At 67.3% G+C, this 12,555-nt stretch carries 11 protein-coding genes and 2 pseudogenes; 4 read left to right on the top strand and 9 right to left on the bottom strand.

The features are described 5' to 3' along the window. The first annotated feature begins 69 nt into the window (after positions 1-69). A complete protein-coding gene (locus tag AC3EO7_RS25265) occupies positions 70-1,386 on the top strand; it encodes a tetratricopeptide repeat protein (protein WP_435592549.1) in 1,317 nt (438 codons plus the stop codon). Between the two features lie 97 nt (positions 1,387-1,483). After that, entirely contained in the window at positions 1,484-3,082 is a 1,599-nt protein-coding gene (locus AC3EO7_RS25270) for an HD domain-containing phosphohydrolase (protein WP_431970437.1), read from the top strand. A 224-nt stretch (positions 3,083-3,306) separates the two neighbouring features. Here AC3EO7_RS25270 and AC3EO7_RS25275 read toward each other — a convergent pair whose 3' ends face one another. The 4 genes and pseudogenes from AC3EO7_RS25275 to AC3EO7_RS25290 all read right to left on the bottom strand — a co-directional run. Further along, entirely contained in the window at positions 3,307-4,026 is a 720-nt protein-coding gene (locus AC3EO7_RS25275; protein ID WP_435592550.1) for an energy-coupling factor ABC transporter ATP-binding protein, read from the bottom strand. Next, positions 4,023-4,784, bottom strand: coding sequence for a cobalt ECF transporter T component CbiQ (gene cbiQ / locus AC3EO7_RS25280; RefSeq protein ID WP_435592551.1), 762 nt, complete (start codon positions 4,782-4,784; stop codon positions 4,023-4,025). The genes AC3EO7_RS25275 and cbiQ overlap by 4 nt, the downstream gene beginning before the upstream one ends. Continuing rightward, positions 4,785-5,171, bottom strand: coding sequence for a PDGLE domain-containing protein (locus tag AC3EO7_RS25285; RefSeq protein ID WP_435592610.1), 387 nt, complete (start codon positions 5,169-5,171; stop codon positions 4,785-4,787). 12 nt (positions 5,172-5,183) lie between these two features. Further along, positions 5,184-5,846 (bottom strand): annotated as a pseudogene (locus AC3EO7_RS25290) (energy-coupling factor ABC transporter permease); the annotation flags it as partial. Positions 5,847-6,009: 163 nt separating this feature from the next. Here AC3EO7_RS25290 and AC3EO7_RS25295 point away from each other — a divergent pair. Continuing rightward, positions 6,010-6,318, top strand: coding sequence for an ArsR/SmtB family transcription factor (locus AC3EO7_RS25295; RefSeq protein ID WP_435592611.1), 309 nt, complete (start codon positions 6,010-6,012; stop codon positions 6,316-6,318). A 95-nt stretch (positions 6,319-6,413) separates the two neighbouring features. After that, positions 6,414-6,995, top strand: a complete 582-nt coding sequence (locus tag AC3EO7_RS25300; RefSeq protein ID WP_431970440.1) for a TetR/AcrR family transcriptional regulator — start codon at positions 6,414-6,416, stop codon at positions 6,993-6,995. 6 nt (positions 6,996-7,001) lie between these two features. On the opposite strand, the gene AC3EO7_RS25305 is transcribed toward AC3EO7_RS25300, so the two are convergent. The 5 genes and pseudogenes from AC3EO7_RS25305 to AC3EO7_RS25325 form a co-directional block, all read right to left on the bottom strand. Continuing rightward, positions 7,002-8,567 carry an acyl--CoA ligase family protein gene (locus tag AC3EO7_RS25305; RefSeq protein WP_435592552.1) on the bottom strand — a complete coding sequence of 522 codons (1,566 nt, stop codon included), beginning with the start codon at positions 8,565-8,567 and terminating at the stop codon, positions 7,002-7,004. Between the two features lie 280 nt (positions 8,568-8,847). Then, on the bottom strand, positions 8,848-9,840 hold the full coding sequence (locus tag AC3EO7_RS25310) for an NAD(P)H-quinone oxidoreductase (RefSeq protein WP_431970442.1): 993 nt from the start codon (positions 9,838-9,840) through the stop codon (positions 8,848-8,850). 35 nt (positions 9,841-9,875) lie between these two features. Further along, positions 9,876-10,829, bottom strand: coding sequence for an alpha/beta hydrolase (locus AC3EO7_RS25315; protein WP_431970443.1), 954 nt, complete (start codon positions 10,827-10,829; stop codon positions 9,876-9,878). Between the two features lie 194 nt (positions 10,830-11,023). Further along, on the bottom strand, positions 11,024-11,737 hold the full coding sequence (locus AC3EO7_RS25320; protein ID WP_431970444.1) for a type 1 glutamine amidotransferase domain-containing protein: 714 nt from the start codon (positions 11,735-11,737) through the stop codon (positions 11,024-11,026). 633 nt (positions 11,738-12,370) lie between these two features. Continuing rightward, positions 12,371-12,493 (bottom strand): annotated as a pseudogene (locus tag AC3EO7_RS25325) (zinc-binding dehydrogenase); the annotation flags it as partial. Between the last annotated feature and the right edge of the window lie 62 nt (positions 12,494-12,555).

The following is a 12,555-nucleotide window of genomic DNA, read 5'->3' on the forward strand; positions in this document are numbered from 1 at the left end:
GGACCCGGGTACCCCACCCACCGGAACGGTCCCTCTTCTTCTCGCACATGATCACCCGAAGGACTCGTGATGTCCGACCTTGTTTCCCGCACCCTCCGTAGACCTTTGCTCATCCTGTTCGTCCTGGCCGCCACGATCGCCGCCGCGCTGGGAGTCACCGCGGCGCTGCCCGACGACTCCCCGGCCGCGCAGCCCGTCACCTCCGACCCCAGCGGCCCGTTGGTCGCACAGATCACCCAGACGCAGCAACAGCTCGATCGAGTGCCCGGCAACGCGATCGGCTGGGCCGGACTCGGCGCAGCCTATGTCGAGCTGGCCCGAGTGACCGGCGATCCCGAGAACTATGGCCAGGCGCAGCGGGCGCTGGATCGATCGCTGGAGCTGAAGCCCGAAGGCAATGCCGAAGCGCTGAGCGGACTCGGTGCGCTCGCCAACGCCCGGCACGACTTCATCGCCGCGCGCGGCTACGCAGAACAAGCTCTCGCGCTGCGACCGGACAGTGCGGACGTCTACGGCGTCCTGATCGATGCGCTGACCCAACTCGGCGAGGCCGACGCCGCGAGCGCGGCCGTGCAGCGGATGCTCGACCTGCGTCCCGGCGTTCCGTCGTTCACCCGCGCCGCCTACGACCTCGAACTGCGCGGTCGCACCGACGAGGCCCGGCAGGCGCTGCAGATGGCGCTCGACGCGGCGAACACCGCCGACCAGATCGCTTTCTGCCGCTACCACCTCGGCGAGCTCGCGTTCCACACCGGAAACCTCGATGAGGCCGAAAGCCATTACCGCTCCGGTCTTCTGGCGAACCCGGCGAACGCGGCGCTGCAACAGGGCATGGCCAAGACGTACGCCGCCCGCGGCGATCTCGACCGGGCCATCGCCGAGTACACGGCACTGACCGACCGCGCGCCACTGCCGGAGTACTTGATCGAGTTCGGCGAGTTGTTGGAGGCCGCGGGCAGGCCCGACGAGGCAGCCGTCCGGTATCGGGAGGTCTCCGACCAGTTCCGCAGGCTCGAAGAGCAGGGAGCCACCGAGTACGTGGACGCCGCTCAACTCGCCGCGGAACACGGTGACCCGGCCGAGGCGGTGCGGCTGGCGCAGCTGGAGTTCGGCCGCAGGCAGAGCGTCATCACCTCCGATGTGCTCGCCTGGTCGCTGCACAAGGCGGGGCGTGATGCCGAAGCGATCGTCTACGCCGACCGAGCGGCATCGCTGGGCTGGCGCAGCGCCACTCTCGCCTACCATCGCGGCATGATCCTCGCGGCGCTGGGCGAGGCCGATCAGGCCGCCGCCGCACTGTCCGATGCATTGCGGACGAACCCGTACTTCTCGCCCTTGCACACTCCGCGGGCCCGACAGGCCCTCGACGCGCTCGGCGCCCGATGAATCGATAGGGACACGCCCGCGTCGACCGGTCCGCCGGATCGACGCGGGCCACTGTCGATGTGATTCGGGCTGATCCGGCCCGCGATACGGTAGGAGGGTGTCCGACTCCTCCCCCCGTCTCGACACCGGAAACGAGTACCGGGGATCAGCTCGCTCGGGCGGTGTACCAGCCGCGTCCATCCGGGTCACCGAAGTCCTGGCCGCTCTGTCACTGACCACTGACCTAGCGACCGGAGCGCCGTTCGAGAAGGGACTGGCAACCTGCCTGCTGGCGACCGCGCTCGCGGAGCGGATCGGTCTCGATCAGGCCGACCGGCGCATCGTCTTCCATGCCGCCCTGCTCGGTGCGGTCGGGTGCACCAGCCGAGCGTCGGAGAACGCCGAGGCGTTCGCCGACGACATAGCTTTCCAGCGGGCCTACCACGTGATCGACAGCAGCGACGCACCGGTCTTCGCCGCGCAGCTCGAGCAGTTCGGCTCCTGGGCTCCCGGGGTCCAGCCGCTGGTCCGGGAGCGGTTCGCCACGACGACGCCCGCGCAGAAATCCGCGGCGGTCCGCTCGGTGTGCGAGGTCAGCCGAGCGCTCGGACCGCGGCTCGGGCTGCCGGACGCGGCCGTGGTCGCGCTGACCGAGGTCAAGGAACGCTGGGACGGTCTCGGCGCGCCCGAACGGCTTCGGGGAGAGGAGATCTCGCTGGCGGGGCGCATCGTGCACGTCGCCGAGCAGGCGGTCCTCGCCGCGATGGGCCGGGGACGCCGCGGTGCGGTGGACGAGCTACGGCGCCGCGCGGGCGGGCATCTCGACCCGGAGGTAGTGGACTCGTTCGCCGCCGACGAGGTGTGGGACTGCCTCGACGTTCCGGACGTGCTGGCCGCGGTCATGCACGCCGAGCCGGGGATTCCGCTGTACATCCGGCCTGCCGAACGGCTGGAGCTGTGCCTCGCGCTCGCCATCGTGGTCGACCTGAAAGGTCGCTGGCTGCTGGGGCATTCGGCGCACGTGGCCGATCTCGCGTGCGGCGCGGCCAGGTTGTCCGGGATGGGTGCGGGCGATCTCGACACCCTCCGCGCCGCGGCGCTGGTGCACGACATCGGCCGGGCGGCGGTGTCCTCCGCGATCTGGGATCGCCCCGGACCGCTCGGTCCCGGTGACTGGGAACGCGTTCGGCTGCACACGTATTGGACCGACCGGGTGCTGCAACGGTGTCCGGGCCTGGCCGATCTGCGTGAGATCGCGGCGGGCCACCACGAACGTCTCGACGGCAGCGGCTACCACCGCGGCGTCGGCAGTCACGACCTGTCGAAATCGGCCCGAATCCTCGCCGCCGCAGACGTTTTCGCGGCGCTGACCGAGCCGCGACCGCATCGGCCCGCCTTCTCTCCCGACGACGCCGCGCAGATGCTCGTCGCCGAGGCGACCACGGGCAGGCTGGACACGGCCGCCTGCGCCGCGGTGGTGGAGGCGGCGGGTCTGCGCAAGCCGCGTACCGAATTCCCCTGCGGCCTCACCGAACGCGAGGTCGAAGTGCTGCGGCTCGCCGCACGTGGCCTGTCGAACCGACTGATCGCGGCGGAACTGGTGTTGTCCGAGCGCACGGTGGGACATCACCTCGCGCACATCTACGACAAGACCGGCCGCCGCACACGCGCGGGTGCGGCCGTCTTCGCCATGGAGCACGGCCTGCTACCCGATTGAACCGGGCGCTCGGTGCTCGTCCGCTGCGGCCCGGGTGGGACCGCGAGAGGAATGCCGAGAAGTCATTCGCCCCAGGCTGGGTCGAGCGGCGCATTCCTGTTGAACCACACGACTTTTCCGAACAGATTGGGTGCGTCACTTGCTGCCATCGTCGCAGTGTAGGTGGCGGATGGGGAGGTTCGGCGGCGTGTTGGCGCACGATCCGGGATCGGTCCGCTGTGGGGTCAGCTGAGGCGGTGGGCGGCGAGAAGGTCGGTGTCGCCCAGGATCTCGTCGATGGGGCCGTCCGCGACGATGCGTCCGCTGTCGAGGATCACCGCGCGGTCGCAGATGCGCTGGGCGTAGGGCAGGTCGTGGGTCACCAGGACGAGTGTGGTCGGCAGGGACAGCAGGATGTCGGCGAGTTCGCGGCGGGCCACTGGGTCCAGGTTGGCGGCCGGTTCGTCGAGGACGAGTACTTCGGGGCGGCAGGCCAGGACGGTGGCGAGCGCGGCGCGGCGGCGTTCGCCGAGCGACAGCCGCGTCGGGGAACGATCGGCCCGGTCCGACATGCCGACCGCGGCGAGCGCGAAACGCACGCTCTCGGTGAGGTGTTCGCCGCGCGCACCGAAATTGCTCGGTCCGAACGCGACGTCTTGTTCGACCGTCGGCATGAACAGTTGGTCGTCAGGGTCCTGGAACACGACACCGACGCGCTGACGGATGGCGCGAACGGTGTTGCGGTCCAGATGAGTTCCGCCGATGTGCACCTCTCCCGAATTCGCGATGAGGACACCGTTGAGATGCAGCATCAGTGTGGACTTGCCCGCACCGTTGGGCCCCAGAACCGCGACTCGCTCGCCTGCGGCGATATCGAGGTTCAGCCCATCGAGCGCGGCGGTCCCGTCCGGATATGCGAAAGCTAGGTCGACGAGGCGTACGGCGGGCGCCGCGGACTCGTTCATCGGACGGCCCACGCGGCGACGCAGACTCCGACTGCCGCCAATGCGGGAACGCAGGCGACGAGCCATTGCCCGCGGGTGGCGGTGGGTGTGCCGAAATCCACGATGGTGCCGGTGAATCCGCGCGAGAGCATGGCCAAGTGGACCCGTTCTCCTCGTTCGTAGGATCGCAGGAACAGGCTACCGACGCCGCGTGCTGTCGCGCCGATCTGACGAATCGTCCGCGGGTCGTCTCCGCGCGAGACCCGTGCCAGGCGCATGCGTGCCGCCTCGTCGGCGATCACGTCCACGTACCGCAGCATCAGCACCACGATCGTGACGATCATGCCGGGCACGTGTAGCCTGCTCAGCCCGCCCGGCAGGTCACGAACGCTGGTCGTCGCCGCCACGGTCAGCGAAATCCCCACCCCGATTGTTCCTTTCGCGATTATCCCCCAGGCGGCGTAGAGGCCAGTCGTCGACAGCAACAGCCCGAGCAGTGTCGTTCTGGGTTCGCCTGCCGCGAACGGCAGCAGCAGCGCCAGCACGACAAAGGGCAACTCGATGAGCAGACGCGGCGCGATCCACCGCGGTGGGATGCGCGCGATGCGCCAGATCACGATCAATCCGGCCGCGTAGACAGCGAATGGCCAGAACATCTCTCGTGGCGTCGCGACCACGGCGAAGACCGTGATCACGGCGCAGACGATCTTCACTTCGGCCGGAGTCCGATGCACCGGCGAACTGCCGGGCAAGTGCAGCCGGTGGCTGACTGTGGACACCTAGGTCGACTCCGATTCGGGCGATGCGCTTTCGGACTCCGAAACCCGCTCGGCCCGTGGGCGATCCGATCGACCAGCGCGGATGATGCGCACGATCGCGAACAGTGCGGCGAAGGCGGCGGCCACCCCGAGAACGCCCGCGATGCCGGTCAACCGGTCGTTGCCGTCGATCGTGTAGTCGGCCAGGGGCCAATCCGCCAGCGCGTGACTGTCCGCGTTCTGCGCGATGCATTCGCCGTGCAATTCCTCGGTTCCGTCGACCTCGACCACGGTGCAGCCGCGCTGCGTCGTGGCATCGAGTCCGTCGGGCTGCGAACTCGCCACGTAGGACAGCAGGCCCGCGACGAGCACCGCGACGGCGGCGAAACCGAACAGGAATCCGTTCATCGAGAGCGCGACGCGCGGCGTCGCGGTCCGTTCGGTGGCACGCAGTAGGTACACGAGGTCGGGCCGGGCATTGACGACGGCGACGACGGTGATCGCGGTGATGAGGCCTTCGCCGATGCCGATCAGCGTGTGCGTGACCAGCATGTACCAGGCGACCGCCCCGACGGTCGACCCCGCGGCCCCACCTATCGCGTACTCGAAGACGAAACCCATTGCGGCGACGATGGTTCCGGCCACTGCGGCGACGAAGGCGACGGCACCGATCCCGCCTCGCGACGGCACAAGGGGCAGCGAACGACGCGCGACGAAGTATCCGACGGCCACCCCGATCAACGCCATGTTCGTGATGTTCGTACCCAGTGCGGTCAGCCCGCCGTCGGCGAACAGCAGCGCTTGGACAACGAGCACGATCGCCACACACAGCGCCCCCACGTATGGCCCGACGAGGATCGCGGCGAGCGCCCCGCCCAAGAGATGCCCGCTCACGCCTGGCAGGATCGGGAAATTCACCATTTGCACCGCGAAGATGAACGCGGCCACCAGACCTGCCATCGGAGCGGCACGCTCGTCCAGCTCCGCACGGGCGCGCCACGTCGCGAATCCCAAGCCCGCGACGGCGATCACTGCGAACAACACAGAGGTGGGTGCGTCGACAATGCCGTCACTCATATGCATGGCGGACGTGGTGAGGCTCACCCCCCGATACGATACGCGCAATATATGTACAAGTGGACAGATATGTGAGCATTGGCGACGACTGGCCCCGGCAAGGAGAGAACGGCAGAGTAGAACAGTGGCCTCGAGCTCCCCGAAGAACCCCGAACACGCCCGGCTCCCAGTGCCTGGCCTGGATGTCGCGGGTATCGAACACTGGGCCCATCGGTTCGACCTCCTCTCCGACGCCAATCGGCTCCGGCTGCTGGTGTGCCTGCACCACACCCCCGATCGGAGCGTGACCGAGCTCGCGGCCGCCGTCGGCATGACGGCCACCGCCGCGTCCCATGCCCTGCGCCTGTTGCGTTATCAGGGCTGGGTCACCGCATCCAAGAGCGGCCGAATCGTTCGGTACCGCCTCGCCGACGAAACGATCCATCAGCTCCTGCACTGGATCGGCGCACCTCACGCCCCCGAGCCCAGTCCGCTCTGACAGCGGCGGCCAGGCTGGAGCGGCACAGGCCCCTTCCGGTAGAAGCGGCGAGCTGTGGCTAATATGCGATAGCCGCATGCCGAAGGGAGCATTCGATGAACGGGACGGCGACTGCGCGCAGCACCGCGATCCGCAGAGCAGCCCTGGAGTTGTTCGTGGTGCAGGGGTACGAGGCCACCTCGATGAGTGAGATCGGAGCCCGGGTCGGGATCCGGGGTCCGAGCCTCTACAAGCACGTCACGTCCAAGCAGGAACTCCTGGCGGACATCATGATCGGCACCATGGATGCCCTGCTCACCGAGCACCAACGGGCGGTGTCGGGCACCAGCGACCCGACCGAAAGGCTGCGCCGAGCGGTCGAGGCGCACGTTCGTTATCACGCACGCCATCGATTGGAGGCTTTCGCGGGCAACCGCGAGATCCGCAGCTTGACCGAGCCGTACCTGTCGGCGGTCTTGTCCCGACGCTCGGAGTACGAGCGCAACTTCCGGTCCCTCATCGCCGATGGCGTCGCCGCGGGCCGGTTCCAGGTGGCCTCGGAGCGGATCGCCTCGTACGCGATCCTCGACCTCGGCATGGGTGTCGCCACTTGGTTTCGCGAGGATGCCGAGTTCAACGAGAACGAAATCGTCTGGCAGTACGTCGATTTCGCGCTGCGGCTGGTCGGCGCCGCCTGACCGTGCTCACCGGATTCGCCTGTCCGCCCTCGCCCACGCCGCATCCCGCAGCACGTACTTCTGCACCTTCCCCGTGGACGTCCTCGGCAGCGGGCCGAACGTCACGGTCTTGGGTGCCTTGAACCTCGCCAGATGCCGCCGTACGAACTCGATCAGTTCGCCCTCCGTCGCCGTCGCGCCCTCCTTCAACGCCACGTACGCGGCGGGAACCTCGCCCCAACGCTCGTCGGGCACAGCTATCACCGCGGCCTCCAGCACCGCCGGATGGTCGGCCAGCACCTGTTCGACCTCGACGGAGGCGATGTTCTCCCCGCCGGAGATGATGACGTCCTTGCTTCGATCCTGAAGTTCGACGTACCCGTCGGGGTGGACGACCCCCAGGTCGCCGGTGCGGAACCAACCATCGGGCACGGCCGTACGGGTCGCCTCGTCGTCATCGAGGTATCCGAGCATCAGATTGTTGCCGCGCAGTGCGATCTCGCCTACCGACTTACCGTCGGAGGGGACATCGGAGCCCGAGGCGCCGATCACCCTGGCGCGGCACGAGATCAGGTTGCCGACCCCTTGGCGTGCCTTCAGTCGCGCCTGCGCGGCATCGTCCAGTCCGTTCCATTCCGGACGCCAGTCGCAGATCATCGCAGGCCCGAATGTTTCTGTCAGTCCATACAAGTGGGTGACGTCGAATCCGAGCTCCCCCATCCTGCGCAGAATCGCCGGACTCGGCGGCGCGCCTCCGGTCGCCACCCGCACCGACGGTGTCACCGGATGCGCCTGGGGCGCGTAGGCGAGCATAGAAAGCACGGTCGGCGCACCGTTCAAATGCGTGACGCCCTTCTCCCCGATCAGTCGCCACACCTCGGCCGGATCCACCTTCGGCAGGCAAACGTGGGTACCACCGGCTGCCGTGACAGCCCACGGGAAACACCATCCGTTGCAATGGAACATCGGCAAGGTCCACAGATACACCGACGACGGAGACAAACCGGTATGACCGACCATCGCCAGAGCCTGCAGGTACGCGCCGCGATGGTGATACATCACGCCCTTCGGCTTCCCGGTCGTGCCCGAGGTGTAGTTGATCGACAGTAGCGATCGCTCATCGGACGGCACGAGGACCGTCGGTTCGGCTTCGGCGATCATGCGCTCGTACTGCTCACCCACAGTCACCACGACGGGCGGCGCGCTCATCCGCGCCAACGCATCGTCGACAAGGTCTCGATACACCGGATCGACCACTAGGACAGACGCTTTCGCGTGCTCGATCACGTAAGCGATCTCGGCGCCTGCGAGGCGAGTGTTCAGAGCGACCAGCGGAACGCCCGCCCATGGAACACCGAAGTGAGCCTCCAGCAGCACATGCGTATTGGGAGCCAAGACGGCGACCGGTCGCCCATCGGCCAGCGGCGCGAGCGCACCGGCGAGTCGGCTGCACCGGTCGCGCAGCTGCGCGTAGGTCCACTGCCGAGGACCATCGATCACCGCTACCCGGTCGCCGTGTGCGTCGGCAGCCCGGTCCAGGAACGCGACCGGCGTCAACGGCTCGTAGGACAAACGATCGAGATCCAGCGCCATGGATCGGCCTCCTCGGATACAGCTGCGGCGACGGTAACGACCGACAGCGTAGTGGAGGCGGCTAATGGTTAGTAGCCTATTTGCACGAATCGTCTTGAATATCTGGATCGAGTTGACATATCCCGCTAATAGCTAGTTGCCATGAGCGGAAGATCTATCGGCCGCCCCCGGGCGAGCATCGGCGTCGATGCGGAATTCAGGCGGGCGCGAGTCCGATTTCGGCCGTGACGAAGCGTGTCGAAGCCGAAAGCTTCGACGGGGCCGACGACGTAAGCCCGCGTCAGGACTCGCGAACAATGAGCACCACCTTGCCGATGGACTCGGCGGAGTCCAGCAGCGGGTGCGCCTCGGCGACATCGGCGATCGGCACTTCGGCGGCGACAACCGGCGTGACGGTTCCCTCGGAGATCAACGGCCACAGCCGCTCGCACAACTCGGCGATGATGTCGGCCTTGGACCCGGGCCCGCGCTCGGGACGGCGGCGCAGGTTCGTCACGTGGATCGAGCCCCGTTTGCCCAGCAGCACACCAAGATTCAGCTCGGCAACGGCCCCGTCCTGCAGCCCGATGATCGTCAGGTCGCCGCCCTCGGCCAACGCCTCCACATTTCGCTGCAGATAGCCGGCGCCCATGATGTCGAGAATCACGTCCGCGCCCCCGTACTCACCGGTCACCACGGCCACGAAATCCTCGTCCCGGTAGTTGATCAGCGTGTTCGCCCCCAGCTCCCGGCAGCGCTCCAGCTTGAACCGCGATCCCGCGGTCACCGCCACGCGCGCACCCAGCGCCCGGCCGACCTGAATCGCGTGCGTGCCGATCCCACTCCCTCCGCCGTGAATCAGCAACACCTGTCCACTGCGCAGCCCAGCGGTCATCACCACATTCGACCACACGGTGGCGGCCGCTTCGGGCAGCGCCGCCGCCGCAGTGAGGCTCACCCCGTCGGGTTTCGGCAGCAACTGGGTGGCGGGCACGTTGACCCGTTCGGTGTAGCCACCGCCGGCCAACAGCGCGCACACCTCATCACCGGGCCGCCACTCCTGCACGCCGGCGCCGACCTCGGCGACGACACCCGAAACCTCGAGGCCGAGGATCTCGCTGGCTCCGGGCGGCGGCGGATAGAAGCCGCTGCGTTGCATGACGTCGGCACGGTTCACCCCAGCGGCCACCACATCGACCGCCACCTCCCCCGGGCCGGGCGCGGGCAGGTCGTCCACCCGAGCCCATTGCATGACCTCCGGACCGCCGAAACCGTCGAGTGTCACCGCGAACATTCGCCTCCTTCCGATAGCGGGCGGGCCCGATGGGTTCAGTGCAGTGCCGTACGCAGGGTGTCCTGCGCCAGCTTGATGGCCGCGTTCGCGGCATGGGTCGAGCGCAGGGCGTTCAGCATCACGAAGTCGTGGATGATGCCGCCGAACCGCACCTGGGTGACCGGAACACCGGCCGCACGGAGCTTGGCCGCATACGCCTCGCCCTCGTCGCGCAGGACATCGGCCTCGCCGGTGATCACCAGCGCCGGCGGCAAGCCCTTCAACTGCTCGGTCGAGGCACGCAGCGGGGACGCGTAGATCTCGTCGCGCTGCGCGTCGTTCTCCGTGTACTGGTCCCAGAACCACTTCATGCCCTCTCGGGCGAGGAAGTAGTGCTCGGCGAACTGGTGATAGGACGGTGTGTCGAAGTTGGCGTCGGTGACCGGGTAGAAGAGCACCTGCTGCTTGATCTCGACGTCGCCGCGATCCTTCGCCATCAAGGTGAGAACGGCCGTCATGTTGCCGCCCACCGAATCTCCGGCCGCCGCGAACCGCGACGAGTCGAGCCCCTTCTCTGCGCCGTGGGCGAACACCCACTGAGCGGCGGCGTAGTTCTGCTCGATCGCGGTCGGATACTTCGCTTCCGGGGACAAGTCGTACTCCGGGAACACGACGGCCGCATCGGCGCCGACCGCGAGCTCACGGACCAGCCGGTCGTGGGTGTGCGCATTGCCGAACACCCAGCCCGCTCCGTGAATGTAGAAGATGACCGGAAGCGACCCGGTGGCGCCGGCGGGCTTGACGACGCGGACTTTCACCGTGCCGGTCGGTCCGCCCTCGGCGGTGACCCATTCCTCGTCTATCGCCGGCTTGTCGATCTCACCCGACTGCACCTCGTCGACCGTCTTGCGGCCTTCGGCCGGCGGCAACTGGAACAGAAACGGCGGCGTGTCGGTAGCCTTCGCGAACTCGGTCGCCTCGGGTTCGAGCACCGGCTTGATTTCGGTCATCGCACTCTCCTTCGGTTCTGGCGTTCCTGCTTCCGGCTGTTCTGGTGTGACTCAGGATCGAGCGCCACGCGCCGTTGTTCGAGGGCCGAATGGCGGATGCGGCCCTGCATCAGGTGGCCCTTCGGGTCACGGAGTCCTTGGCAGCGAGCGCGGACCCGAGGGCGTGCTGCGGGCATCGACGATGTGCGAGAGACTCACTTCGAGGACCGTGCACCGACGTCGGCGACGAGCCGCTCGGCCAGCTTCTCCGAGGACTGCGGGTTCTGCCCCGTATACAGGTTCCTGTCGACAACGATGTACGGCCGCAACGGAATCCGCGCCTTGGAGTACTCGACACCCGCCTCCTTCAACCGGTCCTCCAGCAGCCACGGCGCCTTCCTCGCGAACCGGTTGAGCAGTTCCTCCCGGTTGGACAGCCCGGTCATCTGGTACCCGGCGAACGGTGAGGTGCCGTCAGGCTTGGTCGCGGCCAGGATCGCCGCGGGCGCATGGCACAGCAGCGCGAGGGGCTTGCCGGATGCCAGCCGGTTGGCCAGCAGCGCGCCGGAGGTCTCGTCGTAGGCGAGGTCCTCCATGGGGCCGTGGCCGCCGGGATAGAACACCAGATCGAACGCATCCGGATCGACGGAATCGAGCGTCACCGGCGTGGCGAGGACAGCCTCGATGCCGTCCAGGTAGTGCTTCACCGCACCACGCCTCCACGGCATCCCGCCGGCGATGCCGAGGCTGAGCTGATCGAGCGTCGGAGCCTTGCCACCCGGGGTCGCGACGGTGATATCCCAGCCCGCCTCGGAGAAGATCCGGTGCGGCACCGCAACCTCCTCGGCCCAGTAACCCGACGGATGCACCGAACCATCGTTCAGCGTCCAGCGGTCCGCCGCCGAGATCACGAAAAGAACCTTCGTCATTTTCTTCCTCCTGATGCAGTCATGGGAGACGGATACGGCACCGGGCGGTTCGATCCGCACGAAAACTTGTGACCGCCCGACGCCACATCAGGCAGACTCGTGCCGTTGACGGCAGTCGTCCAACTGATACCTTTGCACGCGGCAGCCGAATAGACTAGGCCTTTCGGTCGCACCCGCGAAATACCAAGGCGTCGCGCCCGAAATCGCGATGAAATGCAGGGTCTTCGCCCCGGCCAGCGCAGTGCTGAAGTGCACTACGATCACCTCGTCCTCGCAGGTGGATGACCTGACGCGAGCCACGCTCCACAGTCGCCGCGAGGCTCGGCACCATCCACTTTCCAGGTTGCGTCTCAGCTTCGCACCGAATACGTCCAGCTCGATATTCAGCGGGTGGGCTGAGCTGAAAATTACATACTTGATACAGAAGCTCGGACTTCGAACACAGGACCCAACCGATTTGCACAGCAAATACGACCAGAAGCCCCTCTCCCCGACCGTATTTCGAAATACCCTTCCGAACCAACGACGCCGAGAAAGCTTGCCGTGCCGATGATTCAGCGAGTCCGACGAGCGCGGACGCCCTACTCGCCTCTCACCCCACCTGAATAGCTCTCGGGCAGAGCATGTTCGGTACTAGCGAATCGTGAGCACTACCTTGCCGACGGTCTCGGCGGAGTCCAGCAGCGGATGCGCCTCGGCGACATCGGTGATCGGGACCTCGGCGGAAACGACCGGCACGACTGTTCCGTCGGAAATCGACGACGCCCGCCGGCGCGACCGTGAACTCCTGATCATCCGCGACGGAGGCAAATGACCTC

The organism is Nocardia sp. bgisy118 (assembly GCF_057708605.1).

Coding starts and splice junctions, on each gene's coding strand:
- AC3EO7_RS25300 (WP_431970440.1), top strand. CDS start 6,414: ATGAACGGGACGGCGACTGCGCGCAGCACCGCGATCCGCAGAGCAGCC.
- AC3EO7_RS25285 (WP_435592610.1), bottom strand. CDS start 5,171: ATGAACGGATTCCTGTTCGGTTTCGCCGCCGTCGCGGTGCTCGTCGCG.
- AC3EO7_RS25310 (WP_431970442.1), bottom strand. CDS start 9,840: ATGTTCGCGGTGACACTCGACGGTTTCGGCGGTCCGGAGGTCATGCAA.
- AC3EO7_RS25305 (WP_435592552.1), bottom strand. CDS start 8,567: ATGGCGCTGGATCTCGATCGTTTGTCCTACGAGCCGTTGACGCCGGTC.
- AC3EO7_RS25320 (WP_431970444.1), bottom strand. CDS start 11,737: ATGACGAAGGTTCTTTTCGTGATCTCGGCGGCGGACCGCTGGACGCTG.
- AC3EO7_RS25315 (WP_431970443.1), bottom strand. CDS start 10,829: ATGACCGAAATCAAGCCGGTGCTCGAACCCGAGGCGACCGAGTTCGCG.
- AC3EO7_RS25275 (WP_435592550.1), bottom strand. CDS start 4,026: ATGAACGAGTCCGCGGCGCCCGCCGTACGCCTCGTCGACCTAGCTTTC.
- AC3EO7_RS25265 (WP_435592549.1), top strand. CDS start 70: ATGTCCGACCTTGTTTCCCGCACCCTCCGTAGACCTTTGCTCATCCTG.